At 73.9% G+C, this 13,726-nt stretch carries 11 protein-coding genes; 6 read left to right on the top strand and 5 right to left on the bottom strand.

Annotated features, from left to right (window positions below; genetic code table 11):
• The first annotated feature begins 48 nt into the window (after nucleotides 1–48).
• The 5 genes from ACF089_RS31415 to ACF089_RS31395 all read left to right on the top strand — a co-directional run bounded on the left by ACF089_RS31415 (nucleotide 49) and on the right by ACF089_RS31395 (nucleotide 5,774).
• Nucleotides 49–1,533 carry a class I SAM-dependent methyltransferase gene (locus ACF089_RS31415; protein WP_392034293.1) on the top strand — a complete coding sequence of 495 codons (1,485 nt, stop codon included), beginning with the start codon at nucleotides 49–51 and terminating at the stop codon, nucleotides 1,531–1,533.
• Between the two features lie 12 nt (nucleotides 1,534–1,545).
• Complete coding sequence (locus tag ACF089_RS31410) at nucleotides 1,546–3,153, top strand: peptide ligase PGM1-related protein (protein WP_392034048.1); 1,608 nt, start codon at nucleotides 1,546–1,548, stop codon at nucleotides 3,151–3,153.
• A gap of 59 nt (nucleotides 3,154–3,212) precedes the next feature.
• Nucleotides 3,213–4,217: a GlxA family transcriptional regulator gene (locus ACF089_RS31405; protein WP_392034046.1), complete on the top strand. Its 1,005-nt coding sequence runs from the start codon at nucleotides 3,213–3,215 to the stop codon at nucleotides 4,215–4,217.
• On the top strand, nucleotides 4,214–5,035 hold the full coding sequence (locus ACF089_RS31400; RefSeq protein ID WP_392034044.1) for a DJ-1/PfpI family protein: 822 nt from the start codon (nucleotides 4,214–4,216) through the stop codon (nucleotides 5,033–5,035). Before ACF089_RS31405 ends, ACF089_RS31400 begins: the two co-directional genes overlap by 4 nt.
• 82 nt (nucleotides 5,036–5,117) lie before the next feature.
• Nucleotides 5,118–5,774, top strand: a complete 657-nt coding sequence (locus ACF089_RS31395; protein ID WP_392034041.1) for a class I SAM-dependent methyltransferase — start codon at nucleotides 5,118–5,120, stop codon at nucleotides 5,772–5,774.
• 178 nt (nucleotides 5,775–5,952) lie between these two features.
• Here the strand turns inward: ACF089_RS31395 and ACF089_RS31390 are convergent, their stop codons facing one another.
• Nucleotides 5,953–6,630 (bottom strand): TetR/AcrR family transcriptional regulator, encoded by a 678-nt coding sequence (locus tag ACF089_RS31390; RefSeq protein WP_392034038.1) that lies wholly within the window; start codon nucleotides 6,628–6,630, stop codon nucleotides 5,953–5,955.
• 377 nt (nucleotides 6,631–7,007) lie between these two features.
• Here ACF089_RS31390 and ACF089_RS31385 point away from each other — a divergent pair, with 377 nt between their 5' ends.
• Nucleotides 7,008–8,012 carry an ABC transporter substrate-binding protein gene (locus ACF089_RS31385; RefSeq protein WP_392034035.1) on the top strand — a complete coding sequence of 335 codons (1,005 nt, stop codon included), beginning with the start codon at nucleotides 7,008–7,010 and terminating at the stop codon, nucleotides 8,010–8,012.
• Between the two features lie 106 nt (nucleotides 8,013–8,118).
• On the opposite strand, the gene ACF089_RS31380 is transcribed toward ACF089_RS31385, so the two are convergent.
• The 4 genes from ACF089_RS31380 to ACF089_RS31365 form a co-directional block, all read right to left on the bottom strand.
• Nucleotides 8,119–9,204 carry an SDR family oxidoreductase gene (locus tag ACF089_RS31380; protein ID WP_392034032.1) on the bottom strand — a complete coding sequence of 362 codons (1,086 nt, stop codon included), beginning with the start codon at nucleotides 9,202–9,204 and terminating at the stop codon, nucleotides 8,119–8,121.
• A 101-nt stretch (nucleotides 9,205–9,305) separates the two neighbouring features.
• Nucleotides 9,306–10,184 (bottom strand): helix-turn-helix domain-containing protein, encoded by an 879-nt coding sequence (locus ACF089_RS31375; RefSeq protein ID WP_392034029.1) that lies wholly within the window; start codon nucleotides 10,182–10,184, stop codon nucleotides 9,306–9,308.
• Between the two features lie 781 nt (nucleotides 10,185–10,965).
• A complete protein-coding gene (locus ACF089_RS31370) occupies nucleotides 10,966–11,565 on the bottom strand; it encodes a choice-of-anchor C family protein (protein WP_392034027.1) in 600 nt (199 codons plus the stop codon).
• 910 nt (nucleotides 11,566–12,475) lie between these two features.
• On the bottom strand, nucleotides 12,476–13,111 hold the full coding sequence (locus ACF089_RS31365; RefSeq protein WP_392034025.1) for an NADPH-dependent F420 reductase: 636 nt from the start codon (nucleotides 13,109–13,111) through the stop codon (nucleotides 12,476–12,478).
• Nucleotides 13,112–13,726: the final 615 nt, after the last annotated feature.

The raw sequence follows: 13,726 nt of genomic DNA, 5'->3' as shown, positions 1-13,726 counted from the left end.
GTCCGGCCATCACGCCGGACGTCGCTGTATCGGGAGGAAACCGTGAACATGCAGGGTCCCTCGCTGGCGGTCGACTCGCCCGAGCGGTTCGAGGACATGGTGGCGAAAGCGGTCCAGGAGTGCCAGAACGGCCTTCCGGACCGGGTTCTGCGCCTGGCGACCGCGCTGAGCTGGCCCGTGCTGCGGGATCGCATCGCCGACTACGCGCGCCGTACCGACGCCTTGTGCACGGTACGGGGGGACGGGCTGGAGCTGCGGGTCCCCCGCGCGGCGGTGACGGTCGAACGGCGGGAGGCGGCGGTCCTGGTCTCGTGCCGGCGTACGGCTCCGACGCCGCAGCGCTTCGCGGAGTTGCCGGCTCCGGACGACGCCGTCGAGGTCTGGCAACTCGCCGAGCTGTTGACCGGTCTGCTGCCCGGCGCGGGAGACGTGCTCGCCCGGGAGGAGGAGGCGCTGGCCACCGACGCGCTCAAGCACGCGAGCTGGCTGGTCGCGACGCTCGCCTGCGATGTGCTCAACCGGGCCGGCACGCCGGCGGTGCCGCAGTTCGTACGGGACCACGGCCCCGGGCCCGACTCCGCGCTCGGCGGCGAGCCGGGCGGCCCGGGGCCGGACCGCGGCCACGGCGACTTCACGGAGGCGGACGGCACCTTCACGGAGGTGTGGGAGGCCCGCATCAGCGTCGACGAGTACGCGCTCTTCGAGGCCGTACACCCGGCGTACGCGGTGCAGATGGTGGAGTTGGGGCGGATGGTGCGGGCCCACTGCCCCGCGCCGCCGGACCGGGTGCTCGATGTGGGCAGCGGCCCGGGGCTGCCGACGGTGATGCTCGCCGAGATGTTCCCGGACGCCCGGATCGACGCGGTGGAGCCCAGCCGGGCCGCCTTCCCCCATCTGCTGCGGAATGTCGCGGGGCACGCGATCACGGCGTACAACGCGGGGATCACCGACTTCACGGGACGGCGGGACTATCCGGTCTCGGTGTCGGTCGGGGCCTCCCACCATCTGGACACCCGGCTGTTTCTGCGGGGTCTGCGGCGGCATACCGCGCCGGGCGGTCTGATCGTGGTCGCGGACGAGATGATCGCGCCCTTCGCCTCCGTCCCCGAGCGGACCCGGGGAATCATCGACCACCACTTCGTCTACATCGACCAGGCCCTCGCGCACGTCCGCGAGGACGATCTGCCGCCGGCCGAACGGCGGCGGCTGCGGGCGCTGCTGGACCCGGGCCGCCGGACGCCGGAAGGGCTGCGGTCGCTGCTGGCCGAAACGCGCCAGAACCGTTTCCTCCATGCGGGGGACGACAGTCCGTGGCAGCGCGTACGGTTCTGTGTGCTGGAGCTTGAGGCCCTGGTGGCGGGGGTGGACTACGACGTCGAGCGCAAGACGTATGTGGAGAACTTCCGGGCCCTGGCCGAGGACGAGGGGCTGGTGTTCCTCGAACACCGCCGGGTTCACGCCACGGTGGGAGCCCGTGACCTGGACGCGGGGACCCATGTTGTTGCTTTGCGTAATCCCGGCCGTTGCCTGTGACCTGAGGATGCTGTGACCGAGACACCCCCGCGCCGCCCGGTGGCGCGTATGCATGTGGAGAGCCGCGAGTGCAGTCCCCAGCTCCTGGAGCGGCTGATCGGGGCGACGTACTTCCCCGAACGGCTGCTGGGGCCCGCGATCGTCAACACGGTCTGCCGCGAGGGCGGACACCTTCTCTATGTCACGGCCCCGCCCATGCTGGACGCCGACCGGCAGGTCGACTACTACCTGGGGCTGCTCTCCGGCGGCGGCCGGGCCGCCGAGGACTCGGGGGACCTGGCCGGTGAGGGCTCGGCGAGCCGACCGGGCGAGGACTGTGGCGGCCGGCCCGGTGAAGGCTCGCGCGACCGCCTCGGCGGCCCGTCGGACGCGCGCGAGCGGATCCGTATCGTGACGCTGGACGACGCCTCCTCCCGCTGGCTGAGCGAGAAGGTCCTCGACCCCGCCGGCGCGGAGGCGGCCTCCGTACGGGACGCGCTGCGCGAGTTCGCCACGGACCGGAGGCGGGCGGGGGCGGATGTGCGGCTGAGCTACTTCGAACCGTCCCGGCCGCTGGAGCTGCTCGCGCGCGATCTCGGGGTGCCGGGCACCCAGCCGTCGTCCGCGCACATTCCGCTCGGGACCAAGCACGCGAGCCGCCGTCTCTTCGCCGCCGCCGGCGTCCCCGTCCCGGCGGGCGGCGAGCTGTGCCACGGCCCCGCCGAGCTGGCCGCCGCGGTGGCCGACCTGGTCAGGGCCGGGCGCCGCAAGGTCGTGCTGAAGCTCGACAGCACCGCGTACGGCGGCGGGCTCGGCAACGCCCTGCTCGAACTGGACGACTCCCTGCTGTCCGTGACGGACGACAGCCTGGAGAAGCTCGTCTGGGACGCGCTGCCCCACGCCTCCCTGGTGGACGGCAGGATCACCTGGGACGACTTCGTCGCGCTCATGGAGGAGTCCGGCGCGATCGCCGAGGAGATGATCGAGGGCGCGCCGCTGCACAGCCCGAGCTTCCAGGGCCGGCTGACCGACGCGGGCGAGGCGGTGGCCGTCTCCACGCACGACCAGGTCCTCGGCACCGGCGGCCAGAGCTACACCGGCTGTTCCTTCCCGGCACGCGACGACTACCGGCAGGCGGTCGTCGACTGCGGGCTGAGGGTGGGGAAGGCGCTGCTCGATCTCGGCGTGGACGCCGGCGACTACGGAGTCGACTTCCTCGCCGTGCGCTCCGGGTCCGCCTGGCGGCTGCTCGGCTGCGAGGTCAATCTCCGCGCGACGGCCACCAAGCACCCGTTCACCATGGCGGCCGGTCTCCTCGGCACGGATCCCACGCCGGACGGACGTTTCGTGGTGGACGGCACGGAGTACGTCTACGAGGCGTCGGACGGCATCATGGACCGCCGTTTCGAGGGCCTCCGCCCGGCCCAGCTGATCGACGCCGTGACCGCCTCCCCCCTGGGCTTCGATCCGGCGCGCGGGACCGGTGTGGTGCTGCATCTGATGAGCCCGGTGACGCGGTACGGGAAGTTCGGGGCGCTGTGCGTCGGCAGGGACCGCGCGGAGGCGGCCGGGCTGATGAGCCGGCTGCGGGAACTCGTGGGCGGTCTGCAGCCGGAGCGGACCCCGGCGCCGCCGGACTGAACCGGCCGGTCCCGGCCGCATCGCCCCGCGGGGCCCGTCTCCTGTGATGGTATGCCCGGATGGATGATCGACGGCGGATGCTCATCGTGGCCTACGACGACGCCCAGATACTGGACATCGCCTGCCCGGCGGGGGCGCTCGACATAGCGAACCGGTACGGCGCGACGCCGCCCTACACGATCGAGCTGGGCACCCTCGGCCGCCGGGCCGCCCGCAGTTCGGCCGGGATCATGATCGGCGCGGGCCAGGGGCTGGAGACGGTGACCGGGCGGCTGGACACCCTGCTCGTGGTGGGCGGGGCCGGATACGCGGAGGCCGCGGCGGACGGCAGGCTGGTGGCGCAGGTCCGGCGGCTGGCCGGGCTCAGCAAACGCGTCGCCTCGGTGTGCACCGGCACCTATGTGCTCGCCGCGGCCGGGCTGCTGGACCACCGGCGGGTGACGACGCACTGGGGGTACGGCGAGCAGCTGGCGGCCCGCCACCCCACCGTGGCGGTGGACGTGGGACCGCTCTACATCCGCGACGGCGACGTCTACACCGCCGCGGGCGTCACCAGCGCGCTCGATCTGACGCTGTCGCTGATCGAGGACGACCACGGTCCGACGTCGGCCCGGTCGGTCGCCCGTGAGCTGGTCTCCTATCTGCACCGGCCCGCCGACCAGGCCCAGATCAGCATGTTCCTGGCCGCCCCGCCGCCCGGGGACCGGCTGGTCCGGGATCTGTCGGGCCATATCGCCGGGCATCTGGCCGGGGATCTGACGCCCGGGGCGCTGGCGGCCCGCGCCGGGGTGAGCCCCCGTCATCTCACCCGGCTGTTCACCGCGCATCTCGGCACCACCCCGACCCGGGCGGTGCGGACGGCCCGGACGGAGGCGGCGGCGCATCTGGTGCGCTCCAGCGGGCTGCCGCTGGCGGCGATCGCCCGCCGCTGCGGGCTGGGTTCGGCGCAGACGCTGCGGAAGGCGTTCCTCGACCACTACGGCGTCACCGGGGACACGATGCGCAAGATGCCGGACATACCGAGGGCGCTGGATCCGCCGGGGCGGAAGACTCCGGTGGCATGACGCATCGAGCAACCCGCAGAAGTCTTCTGCTCGGGGGCGCGGCCGCCGCCGCGCTCACCGCCGCCTCCCTCCCCGGGAGCGCGTACGCCGAGACCCCGTACGGCCCTGGCGTGTACGGCCGCACCCCGTCCGACGGCTCCGCGCCCGACGGCTCCCCTCCCGGCGGCGACGGGCCGGAGATCGGCATCCTGCTGTACGACGGATTCAGCCTGCTGGACGCCACCGGCCCGGCCGAGGTGCTGTCCCGGCTGCCGGGCGCGCGGGTGACGATGATCGGCGAACGGCGGGGCCAGGTGCGCACGGACACCGGGGACGTACGGGTGACGGCCGAGCGCTCGATCGCGGAGACGGACCGGCTGGACGTGCTCCTCGTGCCCGGCGCGGGCAATCGCGGCACGATCGCCTCGATGGAGAACCGGGCCCTGCTGGGCTGGATCCGCCGAGTCCACCGGCACACCCGGTGGACGACGTCGGTCTGCACCGGAAGTCTGATCCTCGCCGCCGCGGGGCTGCTCGACGGCCGCCGGGCGACGACCTACTGGGCCTCCGCCGACTATTTGCGGACGCACTTCGACGTGACCGTCGTACCGGAGCGTTTCGTCCGCTCGGGGAAGATCGTCACTGCGGCGGGGGTGTCGGCGGGGCTGGACATGGCCCTGTATCTGACCTCGCTGATCGCCGGGGACACCACGGCGCAGGCGATTCAGCTGGCCGTCGAGTACGACCCCCGGCCGCCGTTCGACTCCGGCGACGCGACGAAGGCGGACCGCGAACTCAAGGAACTGGCCCTGCGGCTGCTCGCCGAGTCCCAGGTCTGAGCGCCGGGGGCCGTGCTCTCCGGAGTCCGGGCAGCTGTCCGGAATCGGGCGCTCGGGCTCCGGTCCTTGATGGGGTGGCCGGATGAAGACCCTGCTGTCCCGTGCCCTGCGGGCTCTCGAACGGTTCAACGCGGCCCATCCCTGGGACCACAACGCCCACTACCATCGCTGGATCCTGCGGCAGCTGCCGAGACGCTTCGACCGCGCGGCGGACATCGGTTGCGGCAGCGGCGACCTGGCGAGGCTGCTGGCCGCGCGGGCCGCCGCCGTGGAGGCGGTGGACGCGGATCCGGAGATCGTGGCCGGGGCCCGGCGGCTGACTCCGGCCGGGCTTCCCGTGACCTTCACGGTCGCGGACGTCATGGCCGATCCGCCGTCGGGCTCCCACGACGTGATCACCTGCGTCGCCACGATCCACCATCTGCCGTTCGCGCGGGCGCTCGCCGTCTTCCGCGACCTTCTCGCCCCGGGAGGGACGCTGGTGGTCGTCGGGCTGTCCCGTGCGCACGGCCCCGTGGACCATCTGCTCGGGATCGTCGCCATGCCGGTCAACGCCCTGATGGGCTGGCTCAAGAACGGGGGCCGCCGCGCGCCCCGGCCCGTCTCCATGACGGCCCGTACCCGCCCGGCGGACATGACCTTCGACGACATCGCCCGGGAGGCCCGGAGCATCCTGCCCGGCGCACGGCTGGAACGACGGCTGTTCTGGCGCTACTCGCTGGTGTGGCACCGCCCTTGACCGGCCCCGGACCGCACGGCCGCCGTTCGGTGCGGCGCTGCCACGGCCGCGCGGCCCACGGCGGCGAAGGCGGGTCCGCGAGGCGGCTGGGGCCACGGCGGCGAAGGCGGTCCGCGAGGGCGCACGGCTGCGTAGACCGGTCCACCTGGCGGCTCGGCGCACCTCGGGGGAAGGCGGTCTACGGGGCGGGACGCGCCGTCGGTCCGGCGGGCTCGCCCCGGCCCACCGCCAGACCGTCGAGCAGAACGGTGAGTTTGCGCCACAGATGTGCGCGCGGTTCGGCGGCGATGCGGTCGATCGCCGCGCGCACGTCGGCGGAGTAGAGGGCGAATGAGGCGGCGGTCCGCGCGGAGAGCCGTTCGGGATCGTCGGGGTCGCGCAGCTGGGCGATCTGGGCCGCGCCGTCGTGGATCAGGTCGACCACCGCGTCGGCCGCGAGCACGGCCTCGTCGACCGTGAACCCGCGGGACGTCAGGCCCCGTACAAGCTGTTCGAAACGCCGGACCGCGGCCCCGGCGAGGCCCGCGCTGTTCTCCGGCACCAGCCCGGCGTAGCGGACGAGCAGATCGAAGCGGGTGGCGGCCTCCGTCTCCAGATAGGCCCGCCAGCCGCTGTCGGTCTCGGGGAGCGGGGCCGCGGTGAAGACCGCCTCCAGGGCCGCGCCCACCAGGTCGTCGAGGCCGGCGACATAGCGGTAGAGGCTCGCGGGGGCCACGCCCAGAGCGGTGGCGACGGACTGCACCGAGATCTGTTCGATGCCCAGCTCGATGGCCGCTTCGATGATCTTCTCGCGGCTGAGCCGGGGCTTGGGGCCGGGACGGCGGCCCGGGCGGGGTGAGGGTTCTGACAGCGCCACAGGGCGAGGGTATCGCCCTGTGGGGCGGCGCGGCCGACCGCTTCCCCGCCGCCCCCGACCTGGACGAACGCGGCCGAAAATCGGCGGGGTGACGCGATGGGCCGGAACTCGGCGGGGCTTCGGGCCGGGTGGGCGTCCATAATTGTGAATCAGCTTCACCATTCAGTAAGGTGCGCCTAACTTGATCGAGGGGTGTGGCGGTATGCGGCATTCCGTGGGCAGCGCGCCACGGCGGGGAGCGGACCCGGCGGCGCTCGACACGTTCACCGCACCGGTCGCCGAACGGGCCGCCGGCCGCCCCGAGACACCGCCCGGTACGCCGACCGGGTGCCACGACTCCGTACGAAACGAGGCTTCCCATGTCCCCACTCCCCCGTGTGCCACGCCCCCTGGCGGCTTTCGCCGCGGGGGTGCTCGCGACGGCGGCGCTCGTGCTGACCGGCTGCTCCGACAGCGGATCGGCGGCCTCCCGGACGACGGCGGACCCGGGCGGCCTGGCCCGGCAGGGCGCGTTCCCGCTGACGCTGACCCATGGCCAGGGGGAGGTCACGATTCCGCGCAAGCCCGAGCGGGTCGTGGTGCTCGGATTCGCCGACGCCCAGATCGCGGCGGCGCTGGGGGCTCCCGTGGTGGGAGCGGCCCGTAACAGCTCCTCGTCCGACGGGAACTGGCTGGGCGTCTCCCCCGGCTATCCGCCGAAGGTCGTGACGCTGGACGCGCTGAATCCGAATCTGGAGAAGATCCTCGCGCTCCGGCCCGACCTCATCCTGATGACGACCGCGCAGCCCGCGTTCGGCGAGGCGTACGAGAAGCTGTCGGCGGTCGCGCCGGTGGTCTCGTACAAGAACAAGCTGCTCCAGGACTCGGGGGACGATCTGACCAGGCTGATCGGGCGGGCGCTCGGCGAGGACGCGAAGGCGGAGCGGCTCATCGCGAAGTCGCGCGCGCGGCTGGCGGAGTTCGCCGCCGCGCATCCGGGGCTGAAGGGCAAGACCTACGCCTTCGGGCAGGAGTACGCCGGTTCGGTGCACACCGTCGTCGCGACCGACGGCCCCACCGCCCGGTTCTTCGCGGCGCTCGGTGTGCGGCTGCCGGACGAACTGACCGGGCTGCGGATCGAGGCGGCGGGCACCGCCGAGCTTCCGGCGGAGCGCATGGATCTGCTGGACAGCGCCGACATGGCGTTCTTCGGCGTGTACGGCGAGGACGCCGAGGCCGACTTCCTCAAGCGGCCCCTGGTGTCCGGTCTCGGTCTGTCCGACCGCGGCGATCTGCACTTTCTCGACATCAATGAGTCGGGCATGCTGCTGGGTCCCAACCCCGCGGTCACGGATCTGCTGCTGGCGAGGCTGGGACCCGCGCTGAAGAAGGCCGCGGCGTAGTCGGGCCGTACGCTCCCGCCGGGGACCGGCTCCCCGGGCGCGGCGGGCGGTCAGGCGGTGGGGCAGGCGGTCGGTCGGTCAGGCGGGCGGGCGGTAGGGCCGGCGGTCAGGCGGGAATGACGCGTTCCTTTCTGAGGGTGTCGAAGAGACCGGCGAACGAGGTGAGGGTGTCGACGTGTTCGGTGAAGCCCGCGCCGCGGCTGCGGCTCAGGTCGGTGAAGCATTCGACGGGCCGGTTGAGGTCGCCGTCCGTGTGCCACCAGGAGGCCACCCGGTCGAGGTCGGGCTCGGCGAGGCCCTCCCGTTCGGCCAGCCGGCGCCAGACTGCGGCCTTGCCCGCCATCTGCTCCTCCAGCGGCCGGGGACGGTCCCGGTACCCCTCGGGTTCGACGCCGAGCAGCTCCGCGATCCGCGGCCACATCCTTCGCCACCGGAAGAGGTCGCCGTTCGCGGTGTTGTACGCCTGGCTCGGCACGCCGTCGGCCGTGGCCGCCCAGATCATCTGGCGGGCCAGCAGCGTGGCGTCGGTCATGTCCGTGACGCCGTTCCACTGCACCTCGTTGCCGGGGAAGACGAAGGGCGAGCCCTCGGCCCGGCACAGGGCGGCCTGGACCGCCAGGGTCATCCCCATGTTCATGGCGTTTCCGACGGCGTGGCCGATGACGGTGTGCGCGCGGTGGACGCTCCAGGCGAAGCGGTGCCGTTCGGCGGCGCTCCAGAGTTCGTCCTCCTGCGCGTAGTAGAAGTTGGGGGCGGACAGACGGGGCTCGTCCTCGCGGAACGGCGTGTCGCGCGTCTCGCCGGCGGCGTACGCCTCGAAGGGGCCGAGGTAGTGCTTGATCCCGGTCACCAGCGCGACGTGCCGCAGCCGGCCGGTCGGACCGACCGTGTCCAGCACATGGCGCACCATGGCGGAGTTGACGGCGATGTTCTCCGCCTCGGTCTCCCGGCGGGTCCAGGCCGTGAAGAAGACGTGGGAGGGGCTGAGCCCGGTGAGGGCGGCCCGTACGGACGCGGCGTCCGTCAGGTCCGCGCGTATCGTGGCGACGCCGTCGAGGGGGGCCGGGGCGCGCCGGGAGAGGCTCGCGACGCGCCATCCCTGTGCGGCGAGTTCGCGGCTCAGGGCGTGGCCGGTGATCCCGGTCCCGCCGATGACCAGGGCGGACCTGTCGCGGACGGTTTCCGTGTTCATGAGTGCTCCTTGCCCACCGCGTGCGGGCATGCCGAGGCCGGCCTCCGCGCGGTGAATCGTCGATGGCTGTGCTGCGCGTCCGCCCCGGGCGGACGGGTCTCTCAGCGGTGGCGGCGCGCCGTGGGGCGGTCGGCGCGGTCCGGGGTGAGGGTCGCGAGAGCCGCGAGGGCGTCGGCCGAGGCGGTGCCGGGCTCGGCGGTGAGGACCTCCAGGCGGCAGTCGGGGCTGTCCGGCTGGAGCCACACCTGGTAGGTGAGCGTGATCTCCCCGACCAGGGGGTGGCGCAGACGGCGCTCTCCGAAGGTGCAGTCACGGACCCGGCCCGCGGCCCAGAGGGCGGCGAACTCCTCGCTGCCGCGGGTCAGCTCGCGGATGAGGGCGGCGAGTTCCGGATCGTCGGGGTACCGTCCGGCGACCATTCTGAGATGGCCGACATGCACCGCCGCGTAGGCGTCCCAGTCCGCCTCCGTCTCCCGGGACCGGGGATCGAGGAAGAGGGTCCGCGACAGCGACGGACGGCGCGCCGTCCGGGGCGCGTCGAAGTCGAGATGCCCCGCGAGCAGCGCGTGGCCGAGGCGGTTCCAGGCCAGTACGTCATTGCGGCGGCCGAGCAGTACGGCGGGCAGTCCGGGCAGCGAGTCGAGGAGGGCGAGGGTGCGGGGGTGGGGCGTCTCCGGGGCGGGCTCGGTGCCCGCGCGGCGTCGTGGGGCGCGGGCGAGGTCGTAGAGGTGGGTGCGCTCGGCGTCGTCGAGACGGAGCGCGCGGGCGAGTCCGTCGAGCACCGAGTCCGAGGCGTTCTGGCTGTGTCCCTGTTCCAGCCGGGTGTAGTACGCGACGCTCACCCCGGCGAGCCGGGCCAGTTCCTCCCGTCGCAGCCCGGGGACGCGCCGGCCTGTGTACCGTGCCGTGATTCCCACGCTTTCGGGTACGGTCCGGGCTCGTCGGGCGCACAGGAATTCGCCCAGTTCGGTTGCGCTCATGCAGGTCAGGCTACGTCCCGGGAGGCCGCCGCACACGGGGCGAAGGTATCCCTGGCAGTAGCTGGATGTGCCTGCGGGACGGCGGGGCCCTTGTCGCCGGTCCCTTGTCGCCGGGGCCCGCTTCCCGGCCCCGGTCGCCCGGCCCGGGCGGGCGGCCTCCGAGGCGCGCTCCCGGTCCTCGTCGGCGGTGCGCGCCGGGTCGGCGCGCCGGGAGCGTGGATCGCCGCCCGCCTCGACACGCTCGTCGAGGGAGCGGCCGGGGCAGGATCGGTACGGTCGGCATGCTGTCGGCCCATTCCCGCCCGGGTCCCGGCTCCGGATCGCGGCCGGCCTCGCCCTCGGGGCGCGGGAGACCTTCGGGCACACCGGTCGCGAAGGTGTTCCGCTTCCGTGCCGGTGCCGGTGCCGGTGCCGGTGCCGCCGTGTGCGGTCTGCGGCGGGAGGGCTCGCGCCAGGGGCTCGCGGGGCGGTGCGGACGGGCGGGCCTCCGGCAGCCGCCGCTGTCGGGGTCCGCGCGCCGTCGTAGGGCCCGAGCGCGCTCCCGGCCGTACGGGGCCGTCGGCCGGGCGCCGGACCGTGCCGGCGAGGGCGACCCGGCCGGCGCGCCGACGACGGCCGGTGCACGCGGCGGATCTCCTCGCCCCCGTCGGAAGCGACCGGCGGCGAGGCACTGCGGCAAGGCGGCCGACCGGCTCCGGCTCCGGCTCGGCGGAGGTCTGGACCTCCGCCGAGCCGGCCGCCCAGCGAGGGCCGACGGCGGGCGGTCAGAACCGCCAGGCGGTCATGACGTGCAGGAACACGGGGAGGAGGCGGTGACGCGGACATCGTCGATGACGGGTCCGTAGGCGCCGGAGAGGGTGCTGGCGAACCCGAGGGTCGTCGTCGACGCGCCGGCCACGAACGTCACCTGGCGCTGCACATAGCCCATGGCGGCGAATGTCTTGCCGGTGGAGTCGAAGGAGAAGTCCTGGAAGTTCTGTCCGTCGACCAGGACCTTGCCGGTCTTCACCGCGGGACCGCCCGCGGGGTTCGCGGCCAGCGCGTACGTCACCGTGTACGTCCGCCCCGGGATCGTGGTGAAGGTCTGTGCGACCGAACCCGCCTGGCCTGCGTTGAGGTCGACGGACTGGTCGCCCTCGGCCGCCTGCCAGAACCCGGCCCCGATCAGGTCCACTGCCCCGGACGTGACCTTCCACGGGCCGATCGCCTGCCCGCCCGCGATCGTCGCGAAGGAGTTCGCGGGCGCGGTCGGGTACTCGAAACTGCCGTCGTCGAACCGGCTCGCCGTCGCGGCCGACGGGGCCGCCAGCGCCGTGCCCGTGCCGGCCGCGAAGAGCCCTGCCACGAGAGCGCCGACGATCAAGGAGCGTGAGACTGCCATGACTGCCTCCTGAAGAAGGTGGGATTCCCCTACAACACGATCAGCATTCCGGCAGGCCGGGAGGGGTGAGAAGGCGTGTGCCCAGGAGTGCGGGAGTGCCGGACAGGGCGCGTGGTCCCCGAGTGCACCGGTGCGCTCCAACGAGCCGGTCGGGACCGCGCGTCGCGCGGACAGCCGCGCGGCCGGTGCGATCGCGCGGGCCGCGCGGCTCCCGGTGGGTCCACCGGTGGGCGACGGCCTCGACCCAGCGGGCACGGCGGTGCCGGCCCCGCTCCGGCGGGCCGCCGGAGCGGCGCGTTCCGGCGGTCGCCCGCGTCGGCCGGCGCGCGGGCTCGATGGTCATGAAGGGCACGCGGCGCGTTCACATCTGCTGCGGCGGGTACGAGGGCGCGCGGCGCGTCCTGATCGGCGGCGTCGCCCGGGCGCGCCAGGGCGAGCGGCACCGGCTGCTCGCTGGAGCGAGGGAGGCCCGGAGCACGCCGACACACCGGAGCGATGGACCCCGACGGCGCGGCGGGCCTCCTCTCCGAACTGCCCGCCGAGGCCGGGCCGGAGCGCCCCGCCGTGTCGTGTCGGCGGCCGCCCGCCCCGGCCGCCCGCTCGGGCGGTGGAGCGGATCGTCCTCCCGATGACCTGGGTACGGGGGGCTCGTCCCGGCCGGTGCGCGGGCGCGGCGTGTCCCGGCCGGCGCGCGGGCGGCGCGCCCGGGGCGGGGAGCGCTCCCGTACCGCCTGTCGTGCCTGTTCGGCGCGCGGGTCGCGGATCTGGGCCGGGCCGGGGGTTGGCTTCGACGGGTACGTGGCGCGGCGGCGCGTTCGCGTACCGGGCCGGGCGTGACGGCGGGCGGGGGCCGAGTCGTGTGGGGCGTCCGGCGTGCCGGGTGCGGCGGGGCGGGGCCGGGCCCGGGGCGTCAGAGGAGGCCCTTGGCCTGTTCCGCCGTGGGGACGTGGCCCAGGCTGCCTTCGTGGAGATCGCCGAAGACCTCGATCCGGCGGGACTGGTCGATGCCGCCCACCCTCAGCGGGTCGAAGCCTGCCGCGCTGATGAGGCGGGCCACCGTGTCACCGGCCGCCGAGTCGTCGGCCGCGTAGAAGCCGACCGCGCGGTGGGGCGTCCGGTTCGCCGCGCTCCGCAGGGATTCGGCCATGAGGGTGCCGAAGGCCTTCACGGGCCGCGCGCCCGGGGGCAGCAGGCTCGCGATGGCCTCTCCGGACGATTCGTTCTCCGGGATGGTCTTGGTGAATCCGCCCTTGCCGTCGGGGGCGATCGGGTTGGAGGGATCGACGACGATGGTGCCGCCGAGACGCTCGCCGTACCGGGTCACGAGTTCCTTGATCGTGTCGAACCATACGGCGAGGACGAGGACGTCCGCCCGGTCCACGGCGTCGTCGACGCTCACGGCGGTGGCCCGGTCGCCGAGCCGGTCGGCCGGTTCCCGCGCCCCCTCGATCTCGCGGGCGGCGAGGAGTACGGGTTCGCCCCCTGCCACCAGGCCCTCGGCCAGGCGTGATCCGATGTTGCCGAGGCCTACGATCGCTGTCGTCACGGTGTCGTCTCCTGGTGGGGGAAGGGGCCTGCCGCCCACGAGCCAGTAGACCGGCACCCCGGGCGGCGGGCATGCGGATCGTGGCCGTCCGGGTGAGGCGCGGGCTGTGCGGGTGAGACGGCGCGGAGCCTTGCGGGCGGAGCCGTGCGGACGGGATCGCGGACGCCGGCGGTCGCTCCCGGGCAGGCGGCCTCACGCGGCCGGGGCCCGCCCTCGCGGTGGTACGGCGATCGCGCGCCGGGTCAGACCCCGAAGCGGCCGTCCGATCGGGCGCCGTCGGCGGGGCGCGTCCGCCGAACAGACGGCGGGCGTCTCCCGGGCGGACGGTTCCGCGTCGCCCCGGCCCGTACGGAGACGCCGCTCGACATCGAGAAAGTCGTGGAACCGTGACCGCTTTCCGGGCCTCTTACTCATAAGGTCCCGGACTCGGATTCGCCTTCGCGATCGTGGAGCGCGGTGGCCGATCCCCTCACCGCCGGGAACTGCGGGGCCCGCGGAGAACTGTCCGGGACACGAATCCCGTAGATCCATGCCCCAGCCATTGACTGGCACAACCATGGTGAATTCCCCGTTGCGAAACGCGGCCGCTCCCCATGAAGGCGGACCCTTCCGGCA

It is taken from the genome of Streptomyces sp. NPDC014894 (assembly GCF_043080985.1).
Taxonomy (GTDB): Bacteria; Actinomycetota; Actinomycetes; order Streptomycetales; family Streptomycetaceae; genus Streptomyces.
This window is presented reverse-complemented; position numbering and strand designations above follow the sequence as displayed.